We start from the raw sequence: 17,447 nt of genomic DNA on the forward strand, positions 1-17,447 counted from the left end.
AGGGATGGTCTCCGATGGTCGAACGGCGGCGGAGGTCGGACGGAACGTCGGTATGGGGGACGGGACGTCGGTGTGGGACGGCTGGGAGACTGGTGCGGGCCGGAGGCCGGTGCCGCGGTGTCGCCCGGGACGGGTGGCCGGGAGCCCGGGCGGCGCCGGGGACGGGGCCCGGAGCCGCCCGGATCGCCGGTGCGCAGAGCGCGCCGGGATCACGTCCAGGCGCGGTCGATGCGATCTCCGGGCGTGTCGTCCGACGCCGCGTCGCTCACTTCCTCGTTGATCGCTGCGGCCACCGCGTGCACATGAGGCGGGCGGACGATGCCGTAGTGCGTCGTGTCGAGCCGATGCCAGGTGCTGGGTTCCGGGAGGTGCGGGCGCCACAGCTCCCGCTGCTTCTCCGGTGAGCCCAGCGAGGGCAGGCCGTTCACCGACCGCTCGGCCAGCCACAGTTGACTGGGGGTGGCGCTCAGCAGCGGCATCCGGTACTCGGCCATGCTCCGCAGGTTGGCCCGGCAACACCGGACCAGGCGTTCGGCGTAGCCGTGCGCCTCGGGACCGGCCGAAGCGGACCCGCCCTGGCTCAGCTCATGCGCGAACACCGCCTGGAGCTGTGCCTCGTCGTAGTCCTGGAAGAGCGCGCCGGCACCGGGCGGCGGCGGATCGATCAGGTGGATGCCGTGGACCGGTCGGCCGATCGCCTCCGCCTCCGCGGCCATCCCCATCGCCGCCCAGGCGCCGAAGGACCAACCGGCCAGGTGCAGCCGCCGGGTGTCGTCCGCGAAGCGCGTTCGCAGGGCGGCGGCGTAGCGGCGTGCCCGCTCGGCCAGGGGCCAGTCCGCGGTCCCGGGCCGTCCCAGCGCGGGATCGGCGATCAGACAGACGGTCAGCCGGGGGCCCAGCGCCGACACCAGGGACCGGTAGGCCTGGATGTCGCCGCCGACCGGGTGCACGAGGCACAGCACGTCGCGTCCGGTGCCCTGTTGCCAGACTTCCGGAACCACGTCCTCCGAATCGACCGCCCCGGCGGGTGCCGCCTCGGCCAGCCGGGTCAGGATCTCGGTGAGGGAGACCCGGTGGCTGAGCCGTGACAGTTCCAGCTCGACGTCGAAGTGACGTTTCACCACGCCGATCAGGTCGAGCAGGGTCAGCGAGTCGACGCCCAGGTCGTAGAGCGAGGCGTCGGGATCGATGTGGTCGAGATCCAGCCAGGCGCACAGCCACTCGCCGAGCAGGACGTCCGCGGTCCCGCCTGCCGCGTCGGCCGCCGTGGTGCCTTCGACGGACACCGGCGTGATGCCCTCGGCAGACACCAGCGTGGGCACGGTGGTCCCGATGGGCACGAGGGCCTGGGCGCCGGGCGCCGCGTAGAACACGCGGGACTCGTGGATGTCGGTGGTGGAGACCAGCACCTGCGGCAGTTGCAGTCCCATGGCGTGCGCGAACACCCGCTTTCCCTCGGCCACGGTCAGCCCGACCGACAAGTGGGCCCGGTGGCGTGCGTCGGTCAGCGGCGCGCGCAGCGCCATGCCGGTCTCGCTCCACACGTCCCAGTTCACGCTGAGCCGGACCGTGGTCTCGGCGTCGCCGGACCGGTACTGGGCGAAGCCGTCGAGCAGGCTGTTGGCGGCCGCGTAGTCGAGCTGGCCGACGCCGCCCAGTTCCGCGGACATCGACGAGCAGTAGACCGCCACCTCCGGCCGGTAGCGCTCGATCAACTGCTCGACCAGCAGGGCACCCTGCAGCTTGGCGGCAGAGGCACGCCGCATCGCCTCGGCGTCGCGCCGGGCGATCATGCCGCCGCTCGCCACCCCGGCGGCGTGGATCACGCTGTCGAGGCGGCCGGTGCGACGGCCGATACGGGCCATGACCTCCTCGGGTGTCGACTCGGCGAGATCGGCTTCGACCAGCTCGACCCGGTCGGCCCAGGGCGTCAGCTCCTCCGGCAGCCGAGGACGTCTGGCCAGCAGCAGGACCTGGGCGCCGCCGTGTCCCAGCAGCCAGGCGGCGATGCTGCGGCCGATCCCGCCGGTGCCGCCCAGGATCAGGTGCACGCCTTCGGCGGGCAGCCCGACGGGGCCGGGGCCGACCGTGGACACCGGCAGCGTGACCTGTTCCCACCAGTGGCCCCGGCGGAGAGCCAGCCGGCGCGGAAGTCCGGCGGCGTCCGCCGTGGTGGCAGCCTCGGCCAGCAGCGCCGCCAGCGGTGCGGCCCAGTGGGCCGGGTCTGCGTCGGGGAGGTCGAGCCAGTGGCCCTCCGCAGCTCCCTCCTGGGGTGCCACCTCGGCGGCACCGGCCAGCAGGCCCGCCTCCGGCCGCTGGACCGGTCCGTCCACCGGCCTCGCCCGGTACGACAGCCACCACGGCCTCAGCCGAAGTGGCCCGGCGGTGTCGGCCATGGCCCGCACCAGGGCGGCCGGGGTGTCCAGACAGGCCCAGCGGGCCCGGGCCAGGCTGTCCCGACCGACCGGGCCGCCGATCCCCAGCGGCAGCGCGTGCAACCAGTCGATGCCGTCGTCGCCCGTGCCCGTGCCCGCCAGTGCGTCGAGCAGCCGACCGACCGAGGCGGGGTCGGCCGGGTCGACCTCGAAGACGTCGTCGCCCCGCCGGGCGAACGCCTCGGCGGCGCTGACGCGCACCACCCGGGCGTAGGCGGCTTCGAAGGCGCGGACCGCGTCCGGGTGCGCCGGTCCGTCCGTGAGCAGCACCAGCAGCCGGGAGGTGCGCGAGCCGATCGCCGTACCCGCGCGGCGCAGCCGTGCCCAGTGCGGCTGGTGCAGCCAGGCGTCCTCCGGAAGGCGCTGCGGAACGTCGGCGGCGGCTGGACCGGTCCGGTCCGGTGCCGCCGCGGCGCGGGGGAAGTCGAACTCCGCCAGCTCGAAGGCGGGCGGCGGGAAGTCCCACGGTGCCTGGGCGGGACCGGCGGGCCGGACGATCCGCTCGCCGGACAGCCAGGCGGCGGCCGCCTCATCCGCGGTGAGACCTTCGATCGGAACCGGCGCCCCGGTACGGGTCTCCACCGCTCCCGCGTCCGTGCTCTGGTCCGCAGTGCGCAGCCAGGCCACGGCGGCGGAGACGTCGGGGCACACCGCTGCCAGCCGTCGGCGACGTGCGGGACGGCCCGCCTGGAGGTGGCGCAGCACCTGCGGATAGGCGGAGGGCCGGGCCTCCAGGTAGTCGGCGATCCGGGCGGCGTCGGCGCGCAGGCTCGCTTCGCTGCTGCTGGAGAGCACCAGACAGGGGAGCACGGAGGTGTCCGGGGCCGCTTCGCCTGCCGCCAGGCCCGCGTCGCCCCCCGTCCCCGCGGCCGGCCTGTCGGCCTCGAGCACCAGATGGGCGTTGGTGCCGCCGATCCCGAAGCTGCTCACCGCCGCGATCCTGTCCCGGTCCGTGGGCCAGGGCCGGGCCTCGGTGGGTATGTAGAACGGCGTGGGGTCGGCGCCGAGCTGCGGATTGAGGGCGCGGAAGCCGACGTTGGGCGGGATGACGCCGTGGTGGACCGCGAGCGCGGCCCGCACCAGCCCGACGACTCCGGCCGCCGCGCCCAGGTGTCCTATCTGGCTCTTGACCGAGGTCAGCGCGCAGTGGCCGGACCGGTCCAGGTCGAAGGCCTGGCGCAGTGCGCCGACCTCGACCGGGTCGCCGAGCCGGGTGGCGGTGCCGTGGGCCTCGACATAGCCGAGGTCGGCGCCGCTGCGACCGCTGCGGCGCAGAGCGGCGCGAATCACCTCGCGTTGCCCGGCGAGCGAGGGGGCGCTGTAACTGAGCTTGTCGGAGCCGTCGTTGTTCAACGCCGAGCCGGTGATCAGGGCATAGACGGTGTCGCCGTCGCGTTGGGCCAGGCGTAGCGGCTTGAGCACCACCATGCCGACGCCGCTCGCGCCGATGGTGCCGCTCGCGTCGTCGCTGAAGGGTCGGCAGAGACCGTCCACGGAGAAGATGTGCTGCGCCTGGTGGCGGTATCCGTCGGTCAGGGTCGGGTCGACCAGGACTCCGCCCGCCAGCATCACCTCGGCATCGCCCTGACGCAGCAGGCCGGCGGCGACATGGACGGCCACCAGCGAACTGGCGCAGGCCGCCTGGGTGGTGAAGGCGGGACCTGTCAGCCCCAGGTGATAGGCCGCCTTGGTGGCGAGGAAGTCCTTGTCGTGGTGCAGGGCCAGTTGGAAGCCGTCGGGCAGGCGTTCGGGGTCGGCCTCGCGAAGCATGGACTGGAAGTAGGTGTTCTCACCGGCTCCGGCGACCAGGCCGACGCGCAGACCCGACGGGTCGGCGATCCCGGCGTGTGCCAGTGCCTCGACACAGCTCATCAGCAGGTGCCGTTGCTGGGGGTCCATCAGCCGGGCCTCCTGCCGGCTGATGCCGAAGTGATCCGGGTCGAAGGCCAGTGGGCCGTCCAACTGGCTGCGCGCCCCGACCAGGCCGTCGGCGGCGTCGAAGTGCTCGATGCCGATGCTGCCGGTGGTGACCATCCGCCAGAACGCGGAGAGATCGGACGCGCCCGGAAGTCGTACCGCCATGCCGACGATCGCGATCGGCTCGTCGACCGCGACGGGTTCGGCTACAGCGATCGGTTCGGCTACGGCGATCTGCCCGGCGGCGTCGGCCGGCGCAGCGGTGGGGACGACGGTTGCGGCGCGTGGGGCGTCGTCGTCCGTGGCCGGTGCCGACCGGTCCAGGAAGTCGGCCAGCGCCCGTACGGTGACGTGTTCGAACAGGTCGGCGACGGTGAAGCGCAGGCCCAGTTCGGTGGTGCAGCGGAGCTGGAAGCGCATCAGTCCCAGGCTTGAGGCTCCGGCGTCGAAGAAGCTCTGCCCCGGGTCGATCGCCGCACCGGTGACCGCCTCGAACGCCTCGGTCAGCAGGGCTTCGCGCGCCGACAGGCCGGTGCTGCGGGCCGTCGGCCGGCGCAGTTCCCGCCCGGCAGCGCTCAGGGCGCCCCGGCGGTCCAGCTTGCCGCTAGGGGTCCTGGGCAGCTCCCCCACCAGCCGGAAGCGGGCGATCCGGACGTGGCCGGGCAGCAGCGGCGCCAGGTGCGCGGTGAGGTCCTGGGCCGTGGGCGCCTTCCCACGGCACTGCAGGCAGGCCACCAGTTCCTCACCGTCGCGGACCACCACGGCGTTGACGACGTCCGGGTGCCGCAGCAGGGCCGCCTCGACCTGTCCCAGCTCGAGCCGGTGTCCGCTCAGCTTGATCTGGTCGTCGTCCCGGCCCAGGAAGTGCAGCAGACCCTGCCGGTCGAAACGGGCCCGGTCGCCGCTTCGGTAGCACAGGCCGAGGCCGGGCAGCTCGACGAAGCGCTCGTCGTCGAGCGCCGTGTCTCCCAGGTAGCAGCGCGCCGCCATCGTGCCGCCGATCAGCAGGGCGCCGACGCGGCCGGGGGGAACGGGCTCGTCGGCCTCGTCGACCACCGTCAGCACCGCGTTGGCCACCGGTCGGCCGATGGCCGGACGCTCCGGCCACCGGGCCGGATCACCGTCCAGGCACAGGCTGCTCACCACGTGCGTCTCGGTCGGGCCGTAGTGGTTGAACAGCCGTGCGCCCGCGAGGCCCGCGAACCAGCGGCGGATCGCCTCGGTGCACACCAGCTGTTCGCCGGCGGTGACCACCTCCCGCAGCCGCGAGGGGTAGCGGCCCAGGTGAACGCCGTGCTCGGCGAGGAGCTGGAGTGCCACGTAGGGCATGAAGACGCGCTCCACACCGGCCGTCTCCAGCTGCTCCAGCAGCGCGGGGGCGTCCTGCCGCCAGCCGGGCTGCACCAGGTGCAGGCAGCCGCCGCCGCACAGCGTCCCGAAGACCTCCTGGAAGGACACGTCGAAGGAGAGCATGGAGAACTGCTGGGTGGCCGACGCGGCCGCCAGTCCTCCCGACTCCGCCTGCCACTGCAGCAGGTTGCACAGGGTGCGGTCGGACACCTGCACACCCTTCGGGACACCGGTGGAGCCCGAGGTGAACAGGGTGTAGAGCGGGCGGGCGCCGCTGTGCGCCGGGCCGGCCGGGTCGGCGGCAGTGGGTGCGGCCGCCGTGGTGGCAGGTGACAGCACCACCGGGTGGCGCACGATGCGGCCCGGGTCGACGGCGTCGAACTCCGGGTCACCGCCTGGTGGGAGCAGCACGCACAGCGGCTCCACCTGGTCCAGCACCTGCCGGCGCAGGGCCGGCGGATAGGACGGGTCCAGCGGCACGATGGTCACGTTGAGCCGGGCCAGTGCCAGCAGCGCCACCACGTGCTCGACCGACGGACGCAGGTGCAGCGCGACGCAGCACGGACGGTCGTCGTCCCCCTCCGGCAGCGGGTGGTCGGCCCGCAGCTCGGCGGCCAGCGCCGCCGCGTGGGCGTCGAGAGCGGCGTAGCTCACCGACCGGCCTTCGGACATCAGGGCCGGTGCGTCGGGTGTGCGCGCGACCTGCAGGGCGAAGCCCTCGGCCACCGTCGTCCAGGTCGGCGCCGTCGAGGCGCCGCGACCGGGCTTCGGCAGTCCGCGGCGGTAGGGTGCCACGAGCTCGGCCGGGGTCGCCGTCCCGCCGTCGGCGAGCAGGTCCAGGCCCCGCCGGAACAGGCCCGCCATGGCCGCCACCTCGGAGGCGTCGAAGCGGTCGTCGGCGTACTCCCACAGGCAGTCGAGCCCACCCGCGTGCTCGACCACGGACAGCGTCATCGGGCACTTGGCCTCGGCCGGGGCCCACCACAGCGGGCGGGAGGCGCAGTCGGGCAGGGCCAGCGCACCGAAGTCGGTGTTCTCCAGGACGAACAGGTAGTCGAACGGGGAGTCGCCCCCGGCCGGCTCCCGGTCGGCCAGGACATCGGCCAGCGCCACGTCCTGACGGTCCAGCACCTGGCGGGCCCCGGCGCTCTGGCGCAGCAGCTGGCTGCGCAGGTCCTCGCGGGGCGCGACGGCCTGCGGCAGCAGCACGGTGTTGGCGAACATGCCGACGCTGCCCTCGAACTCCTGGACCGGCCGGTTGGCCACCGGAGCGGCGATCCGCAGCCGGGTCCCGCCGGTCCCGCCGTACAGGCTCCAGGCGAAGACGCCGAGCAGCAACTCGAAGCGGGTCATGCCCAGTTCGGCACAGAGCCGGTCCACGGCGGCGCGCCGCACGACGTCGAGCGAGGTGTGCAGCAGGCGGGCCCCGGAGAAGGGGGGAGCTCCGGCCGGGTCCCCCGGGTCCCGGTCCGCCGCCTCGTCCGACCGGGCGTAGTGGGCCCGCAGCTCGGCTCGCTGGGCCAGATAGGCAGGGCTGCCGAACCAGTCGGCCTGCCAGGCGGCGTAGTCCAGCGGGGTGGGCACCGGGGTGGTGTCCGTCCGCCACGTAGCCTCGGCGGCGCCGTCGTGCGCGTGCCGGTAGCCGGACGACAGGTCGTCCAGCAGGACGTTGAGCGACCAGCCGTCGACCGCGATGTGGTGCAGATGGAGCAGGAGCACCCCTCCGCCGCCCTGCGGCAGCCAGCAGGCGCGCAGCATCCGGGGGTGTGCCAGGTCGAACGGCACGGCGAAGAAGCGGTCGGCCACGGCGCGCGCGCCGTCCTCGCCGTCGGCGCCGGCCGCCTCCGGGCCGGGGTCGGTCCACGGGTCGTAGGCGTGCCCGACCACCTGGCGCAGGCCCTCCGTCGCGGCCTCGAAGCCGGTGCGCAGGGCCGCGTGGTGCCGCACCAGTGCCCGCAGCGAACTGCGCAGCGCGTCGGCGTCGACCGTGCCGTCCAGCCGGAAGGCCAGCTCCACGGCGTAGGCACGGGACCGCGGCGCCCGCTGCTGCAGCAGCCAAAGGCGCTGCTGCTCGCTGGTGGCGGGCGCCGAGCGGGCCCGGGTGGGAGCGGGCGGCACCGGGTAGGGCGAGTCGGCGGCGGATCCGGCTTCCGCCACGGCCTGGGCGATCTCGGCCATGTCCCCGGTCAGCACGCGCGCCTGGGGCAGTTCACAGCCCCAGCGCCGGCGCACCTCGAAGCGCAGCCGCAGGGCCTTGAGCGAGTCGCCGCCGGAGGCGATCCAGCGGTCGTCCAGCCGCAGGTCCGGTACCCCGAGCAGCTCGGCCGCCAGGTCCAGCACCTCACGCTGCCGGGCGGTGGTGGCCGCGGCGTCCGGGCGGTCGCCTTCCGGGCGGCGCCAGGGCCGGTCGTCCCGGCGCAGCAGTGCGGCCTGGTCGACCTTGCCGTTGGCGTTCAGCGGGAGCGAGTCCACGAGATAGATGTGATGCGGCCTCATGTAGCCGGGCAGCCCCGCCGCCAGATGGCGGTCGAACTCCTCGAACGGGACCTCATCCCCGAGCACGACGTACGCCAGCAGCTCGTTCGGACCGTGCTCCCCGGCCCTGCGGGTGCAGACGTACGCCTGCCGCACCGCCGGATGCGTGACGATCTGCCGCTCCAGCTCGCCGGGCTCGATCCGGAAGCCGCGGACCTTCACCTGGCGGTCGGCACGTCCGACGTACTCGATCCGGCCGTCGGCATCGGCGCGCACCAGGTCGCCGGTGCGGTAGTGCGTCGTGCGGCCGTCGTCGTACCAGGTCAGCCGGACGAAGCGGCTCTCCGTCTCCTCGGGCAGGTTGCGGTACCCGGCCGCGAGAGCGGCACCGGCCAGGTGGAGTTCGGCCACCTCGCCGCTCGCCGCAGCCCGGTCGCCGCCCGGGACCACCAGCACGGCCTCGGTCTCCGGCAGCACCCGTCCGATCGGGACCACGTCGCCGTCGAAGTCGCGCGGGATGGGGTGGCACAACGCGAAGGTGGTGGCCTCGGTGGGGCCGTAGACGTTGTGCAGCCGGGTGGGGGCCGTCGCGTTGTGCCGGTACCAGCGGCGGATCATCCGGGCGTTGAGCTGCTCGCCGCCGACCAGCAGCTGTCCGACCCCGGCGAAGCAGGACGGCTCCGTGTCCACCACCGCGTTGAACAGGGCCACCGTGACGAACGCCGTGTCGATGCGCTCCCGCAGCAGGGCGGCCGCCAGCTGATGCGGTGTCTGGACGGCTTCGTCGCCGAGGACGACGCAGCAGCCGCCGGTCAGCAGCGGTACCCAGACCTCGAAGCTGAGGGCGTCGAACGCCGGATTGGACAGGCAGGCGTAGCGGGCGCCCTCCTCGATGCGGAGGTACCCCGGCCTTGCCAGCCGCAGGATGCCGGCGTCCCGTACCTCGACGCCCTTGGGACGGCCCGTCGTGCCCGAGGTGTAGAAGAGGAAGGAGACCGGTGCCCCGGTGAAGACCGCCGCGGGGTCGCCGGGTCCGGCCGCGAGCAGCGCCGCCGCCTCCAGCGGGCGCACCCGGCCCGGCAGGTCATCAGGTGCCGTCCCGCCGTGGATCAGTGCCACGCTGGACGAGTCGGTCAGGATGTGGCGCCGGCGGTCCGCCGGACTCTGCGCGTCCAGCGGGACGACCTGGGCGCCGAGCCGCAGGATGCCCAGCATGGTGCAGACGAGCTGCCACGAGCGCGGCAGGCAGACCGCCACCGCCTGGCCGGGGCGCACGCCGGCCCGGCGCAGCCCGTGGGCCACCGCCGCCGCGGCGGTGTCGAGGCCGGTGTAGTCCAGCCGGACGCCGCCGTCGACCAGCGCGACGGCATGCGGGATGCGTAGGGCCTGCTCGTGCACGGCTTGGGCCAGGCCGGTGGCCGAGGGCGTGACGGGTACGGCGCTCTCGGTACGCATCAGGCCTCCACGGCGGACGCGGCGGCCGGCTGTCCGGTTGCGGGAGCAGCCGGGGACGGCGGCGGGGGAGCCGGGGACGGCGGCGGGGGAGCCGGGAACCGGGCCAGTTCGGCTGCGATCAGCTCGGCTATCCGGGGCACCTCCTCGCTCTCCAACAGGTCCCAGTGGCCGCAGGCGACCGGCTCGACCAGCAGGCCCCCGCCGGCGCGCCGCTGCCAGAACGTGCGCACGGCACGCGCCTGCTCCTGGGCCTGCTGCTCTTCCTGTTCCCGGAGCCCTTCCCCGGTGCCGTCGCCGATGCTCTCCCCGGCGGCCTCGACCAGCACCAGCCGGGCCGGTGAGGGCAGCGCCCGGTAGCCGCGGGCGGTCATCCGGTTGTGGTTGTAGATGCGGAAGTACCGGTCGATCTGCTCGTCCTCGATGCCCGGGTACATTCCGTTGAACCTGATGAGCTTGTCGCGGAAGTCCGACATCTCCACGGGCGCGATCGCGGCGAGCTGCTCCGCGTCCTCGGTTCCGTGGGTGTCGAGCAGCACCACGCTGAGCCGGGTGTGCCCGGCCAGGGCCAGTCGGCGCCCCATCTCGTGGGCGACCAGGCCGCCGTAGGAGAGCCCGCACAGCACCAGCGACTCGTCCGGCCGGGGGTCGACCAGGGACAGGTACTGCTCCGCCATGGCCTCGACCGTGGGCAGCGGCGTCTCCCCGGGATTGATCCCGGGCGACTGCACGCCGAGGACGCCGACGTGGTCGGGCAGCGCCGCGGCCAGCGGCAGGTAGCAGAAGGCGGTGCCGCCGGCCGGGTGGATGCAGACCACCCGCTGCTGTCCGTCCCCCTCGCGGAACTCGACGAGGTTGCCGTCCGGTGCTCCCGACGCCCCCGTCCGAAGCCGTTCGGCCAGGGCCTCGATGGTCGGGTTCTGCACGATGTCGCGGATCGGCAGCGTCTCGCCGAACTCCTCGCGGACGGCCAGGGCCACCTTGATGGCGGATATGGAGGTACCACCCAGATCGAAGAAATTGTCGGATATTCCGATGCCGGGATGGATCAGCACCCGCCGCCAGATGGTGTGCAGCGCCATCTCCACGTGGTCCCGCGGGCTCGCGGTGTTGACCTGGGCACGGGTCGCGGAGCGGGCCGCGGCCAGCAGCGCGGCGCGGTCCAGCTTGCCGCTGCGGTTGAGCGGCAGCTGCGGCAGTTCCACGAAGAGCGCGGGGATCATGTAGTCCGGCAGCCGCCGCGCCAGTGCGGCACGCCACTCGTGCGGTCGGCGCGGCTCCGCGTCCCCCCGGCCCAGGCCCGCCACCAGGCGCAGTTCGCCCGTGGCGTCGCGATCGGCCAACACCGCCGCCTCCTGCACGCCGGGGAGGGCCAGCAGCGCGGCCTCGATCTCCCCCGGCTCGATCCGGAAGCCGCGCAGTTTGACCTGGTCGTCACTGCGGCCGAGGTACTGGGCATTGCCGTCCGGAAGCCAGCGAGCCAGGTCGCCGGTGCGGTACAGGCGTTCGCCGGGCACGAAGGGATCGTCGACGAACCGCTCGGCGGTCAGGTCCGGGCGGTGCAGATAGCCCCGGGCCAGGCTCGCCCCGCCGAGGTAGACCTCGCCGGCCACCCCGGTCGGAACCGGCCGGAGCCGCCGGTCGAGCAGGTAGAGGCGGGTGTTGTCCAGGGGGCGGCCGATCGGGCACTGCCGGTCCAGTGGCTGCGGGTCGGTGTAGGCGGTGCTGTAGAGGGTGGCCTCGGTCGGCCCGTAGCCGTAGCAGATGCGCAGGCCCGGCAGCGCCTGCCGGATGCGGTGCAGCGCCCTCTCCGGGAGGGACTCCACCCCGGTCAGCAGCTGACGCAGCATCAGCCCGTCCAGGCGTGCCTCGGGGTCCTCGTCGATCCACTTGACGTAGGACGGCGGAAGGAACGCCTGCACGATGCGGTGCTCGCGCATCCAGCCCAGCAGTTCCTCGGGGTCGCCGCGCAGGTCGTCGGGGACCAGGTGCAGCACGGCGCCGGTGGTGAGCGGCATCAGCAACTCGTGCACCGAGGCGTCGAATCCGATGCTCGACCAGGCGGAGGCAGCCTCGCCGGGGGTGGCCCCGAACCGCGCCAGCCAGGTGTCGAAGAGGTTGGTGACGCTGCCGTGGGTCACCGCCACGCCCTTGGGGCGGCCGGTGGAGCCCGAGGTGTAGATGACGTAGGCCAGGTGCGACGGTCCGACGGTGATCCCCGGCGCGTCGTCACGCTCCGCCTCGGCCTCGACCGCCCTCAGGGACTGCCAGCCCTCGGGCGGGACGTCGGCGTCGCTGAGCACCAGGGCCGGTACGGCGTCCTCGACCATCGCGGCCAGCCGCTCGACCGGCTGCCCCGGATCGAGCGGCAGATAGGCGGCGCCCGCCTTGAGGATGCCGAGGACACCCACCACCAGCTCGGTCGAGCGCCCGGAGTGCAGACCGACCACCTGGTCCGGGCGGACGCCGCGGGCGATCAGCGCGTGCGCCAGCCGGTTGGCCCGCTGGTCGAGCGCGGTGTAGTCGAGCCGCTCCCCCTCGCAGACCAGGGCCGGACCGGCGGGGCGGGTGCGGACCTGGGCCTGGAAGCGCTCGACCAATCCGATCGGGGCGGCAGCGGCAGGCGCTTCGAGCTCGTCGGCGCGCTCGTCCCGGCGGGCACGGTCGGCGCCGCTCCAGTCCGACAGCACCCGCCGGCGCTCCTCCTCGTCCATGAGTGCCAGATCGTCCACGCCCAGGTCGGGCCGGTCGACCAGCTGGGTCAGCACCCGGCGTAGATAGCCCGCGTAGCGCTCGGCCGTCTGGTGGTCGAACAGCGCGCTGGCGTAGTCCAGGTGGCCGACCACCCGGCCGTCGTCCTCCTCGGCCAGCGACAGGGCCAGGTCGAACTTGGCCCCGGCGTAGGGGATGCCGAGCGGCTCGACCTCGATCTCGGGCAGGGCCAGGAGACCCTTCCTGGAGGGATGCCAGGCGAACATGGTCTGGAACAGCGGTGTGTGGGCGGTGCTGCGCGGCGGGTTGACCAGCTCCACCACCTGCTCGAACGGCAGGTCCTGATGCTTCAGGGCGGCCCGCAGCGCACCGCGCACCTGCTTCAGTACGGCCGACCCGGTCGGCGAGTCCGACAGGTCGACCCGCACGGCGAGGGAGTTGACGAAGAATCCGATCAGGTCCGAGAAGGTGCCGCGGCGGCGGTTCGCGGTCGGGACGCCGACGACGATGTCGGTCTGACCCGTCAGCTGTGACAGCACCACGGACCAGCCGGCCAGGACGGCCACGAACAGGGTTCCGCCCTGCTGCCGCGCGAGCGCCTTGAGGGCGGCGCCGAGTTCCCTGTCGAAGGAGACCGGCACCCGGCCGCCGCGGTAGTCCTGCTCCGGCGGGCGAGGGCGGTCGGTGGGCAGTTCGAGCAGGGACGGCGCGCCGGCGAGGGCTTCCCTCCAGTGGGCGGCCTGCGCCGCCGGTTCGTTCCCGGACGCCCACTCCTGCTGCCAGCGGGTGTAGTCGGCGTACTGCAGGGACAGCGGTGTCAGCGGGGAGTCCGCGCCGTCCCGGAAGGCCGTGTACAGCGTTCCGAGTTCGCGCAGCATCACGTTCATGGACCAGCCGTCGAAGACCGCGTGGTGCAGTGTCAGCAGCAGCACGTGGCGCTGCTCGGCCAGGACGATCAGACGGCCACGTGCCAGCGGGCCGCGGCTCAGGTCGAAGGGCGTGTCGGACTCCGCACGCTGCAGGGCGGTGACGCGCGCTGCGGCGTCCGGGAGCCCGGTCAGGTCGTCCGTCGCAAGGGTGTAGCCGCAGTCGGGCGGACCGATCAGCTGGTGGACACCGCCCCCGGTGGCGACCAGCCGGGTACGCAGGACCTCGTGCCGGGAGACCAGCTCGTCGAGCGCACGGGCGAGCACCGCGCGGTCCAGCGGGCCGCACAGGGTGAAGGCCATGGTCTCGTTGTACGCCTCGTTGGCGCCGTCCAACTGTGACAGCACCCAGAGCCGTTGCTGTCCTGACGCCAGCTCCGGGAGCTGCGGGCCGGCGGCCGTCGGGGTGTCGACCTTCCGCGCGGGAGGCGCATCGGCCTGGTCGGTGGTGGTGCTGTGGGGGTGGTGCGTCTCCGACAAAGCCAGACCTTTTCCTGTGGGGGGAGCGTCATTGCAGGGATCGACGGCGGGGTGGCGGCACGTGGCGGGAGTGGCCGGTGACCCCGGTGGTACGGGCCGGATCGCCTCGATCGGACGCCCCGATCAGATCGCTTCGACCGAGCGCATGACAGTGGGGTGACAGGCGGTCAGCGGAACTGAGGGGACAGGCGAACCGGGGCGGTGCATGGGGGTGCCGTCGAGGTCAGCGGCGACGAAGCGCGGTGGATCTTCGACCATGGATGCATAGTTAAGATGACTAACTCCGCCGGAGGCAAGAGCCTGGAGCTTCTTCCCCTGTTCGTCTCCGGGTGCGGACCAGGAAGGGTCGGCACACCCCGCTGTTCGACCTGAAGGCCAAGTGGCCTGGACCATATAGCCGGCGAGCCGTCAGGAGGGCGTGCCGGCCTCGTCCTGTCGCGACGCGGGATTTGACAGGTTCCGCACCTGCTCGTCGTACTCGGACAGCAGCTGCCCCAGCTGGTCCAGGGCCTCGGCGGGGATGTCGGGGGGTGCGGCCTCGACCACGTAACGAGCGGCCGCCGCCGGGGCGGCCAGCTCGTACGCGTGGAAGGCGCCTCGCAGCACCAGGGGCCGCACCCGTTCCAGGTGCATCACGCCGCCTTGGACCGGACGTACTCGGTGACCTGGTCAAGCTCGGCCTTGAACTGGTCGTAGTCCTCCTGCATGCCGTTGATGTAGGCGCTTCACCCTGGCTTCACTCGGCCGGACCAGACAGTTGTTCTCGCCAGGTCCTCGATCCGCAGGTGTGCGGCGCGGGGTTCGACGCAACCGGTGCGGCGGCGGTCCCGGTGCCGCCGCCCGCCTTCCAGCGCGCCACTGCCCGTGCCGGACCCCGACCGAGCAGCGGATATGCTCCGGCGGTGACGTACGTCGGCCGTTCTTCCGAACGGCCGACGGTCTCGGTTTTCGGAACGGAGTCTCAGGATTTTCATGGTGATCGGTCGTCAACGGGAGCGGGCGATCATCGCCGAAGCACTCTCCCCCCGATCGGCGTCGCCCGCAGCGCTCTTGCTCGGGGAGGCGGGGGTGGGCAAGACCCTGCTGCTGGACACCGCGGTCGAGGAGGCGGAACACGCAGGCTCCCGCGTCCTGAGGGTGCGGGGCAGCGTCGCCGAGAGCGAGCTCGCGTTCGCCGGCCTCCACCAGCTTCTGCTGCCCGTCCTCGACGGCGCGGCCGACGCCCTGCCCGCCCGCCAAAGGGCGGCCCTGCTCGGCGCCTTCGGACTCGGTGAGGACCCCGCTCCGCCGGACCCGATGATGGTGAGCCTGGCCGTGCTGACCCTGGCCTCGCAGTTCGCGTCCGCGCGCCGGGTGCTGCTCGTCGTCGACGACGCCCAGTGGCTCGACCGCGGCACCTGCCAGGTCCTGGGCTTCCTCGCCCGGCGGCTCGCGGGCGAGTCGATCGGGCTGGTCGTCGCGGTGCGCGGCACCCGCCGGCCCGACTGGCTCGACTCGGCGGTGTCGCAGGTGGTGGTGGCTCCGCTGTCCCCGGCCGAAGCGGAGGAACTGCTCGGTGCCCAACCCGATCCGCCCGTCGGCCTGACCCGGCGCCAGGTCCTGGCCGCCGCCGCCGGCAACCCCCTCGCCCTCATCGAGCTCGCCCGGCAGGCCGCACGGGACGGCCGGCTCCCGCCCGTGGGGCCCGTGCCGCTCACCGACCTGCTGGAGGGAACCTTCGCCGCCCAGGCGGGCGGATTGCCGCAGGCCACCCGTGAGGCACTGCTGATCGCGGCCGCGGCGGAGGGCGCGGCCCTGTCGGTCGTCCTGGCGGCCCTGCCGCCGGGCTCGGACACGGAGGTGTGGCTGCCGGCCGAGCAGGCGGGCCTGGTGCACGTGCGGGCCGACCGGGTCGAGTTCCGCCACCCCTTGGTCCGTTCCGCTGTCTACGGCGCCGCGCCCTTCACCGAGCGACGGCGCGCGCATCTGGCACTGGCGGCCGCGCTCGGCGAAGACCCCGACCGGCAGGCCTGGCAGCTGTCGGCGGCGACCGTGGCCCCCGACACCGCGGTTGCCGTCGCCCTCGAAGCCACCGCCATGCGCACCTTCGGGCGCGGCGCCGTCGCCGAAGCCCTGGCCGGACTGGAACGGGCCGCCCAGCTCCACCCGGACGCGGGCGAACGAGCCAGGCTCCTGTCGACCGCGGCCTACGCCGCCGTCCTGGTCGGGGACCTGGACCGGGCCGAGACCCTGGGCGCAGAGGCGTCCCACCTCGATCCCGACCCGGCCGCGACGGGCTGGATCAGCGCCCTGAACGGCCTGATCGCCATGCTGATGCTGCGTCTGGAGCGGGCGTTCGCCCTCGTCGTCGGTGAGGACCCGCTGCCCGTGCCGCAGCTCGCCGAGGACGTGTCCACGATCGCGACCGGGATCGTGTACCACTCGGGCCTGACCGCGCAGCGGGAACGGATCCGGCCGATGCTCGCGGCCCGCGGGGCGCAGGACGACGATGCCGTCGGCCGGCCCTTCCACCTGTGGGACATCGGAGTCACCGACCCCTTCGTCCACGGGAACACCGTGCGAGCCCTGCTGCCCTCCCTCACCGCCAGGCCCGGCCTCGTCCCGACCGAGACCCACACCCTCGGAGTCCTCAGCATGCTCCTGGACGAGACCGAGACGGCGGTGAGCCTGCTCGGGGAAGTGGTCAACCCGCAATGGGAGGACGCGGCCGACTTCCACGGGGGGATGACTGCCGTGGACCTCGCCTGGGCGAACCTCGACTGCGGCCGCTGGGCCGACGCACGCCTGGGCGTCGAGCGGCTCGCCGAACGCTTCCTGGCCGGACACCGCAACCTCGGCTCGGTACGGGCGCTCACCGCACTCGCCACCGTGTGCGCCGTGACCGGCGAGCCCGGGACGGCGCTGCGCCACGCCTCGGCGGCGCTGGCCGTCACCGAGCCGGCCCAAGCGCTCGCCACCGTGGTCCGGGCCGGCCGCGCGGCCGCCCTGGCCGCCACCGCCCTCGGCGACCACCACGCCGCCCACCTGCACGCGAGCTCCCTCTTCAGCGGCTCGGGAGTACCGGTGCACTACCACCTGTCGTGCTACGCGGTCGCCGACCACGCGGCGGCCGCCGTCCTCACCGGCCACGCCGAACAGGCGCGGGCCGCCCTGAAGGAGGTGACCGCCGCCGTCGGTGCGGGAGCGTCGGCGCGGCTGCGACAGATCCTGCTCCGGGCCACCGCGCTGCTGGCCGAACCGGACGCGGCCGGTGCGCACTTCCGCGAAGCGCTGGAGGACCCGGCCGGACAGCGCTGGCCGTTCGAACGGGGCCAGGTCTGGCTGGAGTACGGCGAGTGGCTGCGGCGCCAGCGGCAGATCGCTGACGCCCGCGCAGCCCTGACGAAGGCCCGCGAGATCTTCGGCGGTCTGGGCTCCGTCCACTGGACGCAGCGTGCCGAGGCGGAACTGCGGGCGGCCGGCGTCAGCGTCGACGCCGCCCGGCACAGCGCGCTGCGCTCGCTGACCCCGCAGCGGCAGCGCATCGTACGGCTCGCGGCCCAGGGCTTGACGAACCGGCAGATCGGCCAGCGCCTGTTCCTGTCGCCCAGGACCGTCGGGACCCACCTCTACCAGGCCTTCCCGGCCCTCGGCGTGACCTCGCGCGGCCAGCTGCGCGACGTGGTGGAGCGGGAGGACGGCGCCGGTCCGGGCCGGTGAC

The 17,447-nt window shown here is 73.7% G+C and carries 4 protein-coding genes; 1 reads left to right on the top strand and 3 read right to left on the bottom strand.

Going from position 1 to position 17,447, the window contains the following annotated elements; genetic code table 11:
* Window positions 1–209 precede the first annotated feature (209 nt).
* The 3 genes from ACIBEC_RS39010 to ACIBEC_RS39020 form a co-directional block, all read right to left on the bottom strand.
* Window positions 210–9,632, bottom strand: coding sequence for an amino acid adenylation domain-containing protein (locus ACIBEC_RS39010; RefSeq protein ID WP_360507136.1), 9,423 nt, complete (start codon window positions 9,630–9,632; stop codon window positions 210–212).
* Complete coding sequence (locus tag ACIBEC_RS39015; protein ID WP_396290062.1) at window positions 9,632–13,747, bottom strand: amino acid adenylation domain-containing protein; 4,116 nt, start codon at window positions 13,745–13,747, stop codon at window positions 9,632–9,634. The genes ACIBEC_RS39010 and ACIBEC_RS39015 overlap by 1 nt, the downstream gene beginning before the upstream one ends.
* A gap of 408 nt (window positions 13,748–14,155) precedes the next feature.
* Window positions 14,156–14,380, bottom strand: a complete 225-nt coding sequence (locus ACIBEC_RS39020; protein WP_360507139.1) for a hypothetical protein — start codon at window positions 14,378–14,380, stop codon at window positions 14,156–14,158.
* A 339-nt stretch (window positions 14,381–14,719) separates the two neighbouring features.
* On the opposite strand from ACIBEC_RS39020, the gene ACIBEC_RS39025 reads away from it, so the two are divergent.
* Window positions 14,720–17,446, top strand: coding sequence for an AAA family ATPase (locus tag ACIBEC_RS39025; protein WP_360507141.1), 2,727 nt, complete (start codon window positions 14,720–14,722; stop codon window positions 17,444–17,446).
* The last annotated feature ends 1 nt before the right edge of the window (window position 17,447 follow it).

It is taken from the genome of Kitasatospora sp. NPDC051164 (assembly GCF_044455625.1).
Taxonomy (GTDB): Bacteria; Actinomycetota; Actinomycetes; order Streptomycetales; family Streptomycetaceae; genus Kitasatospora.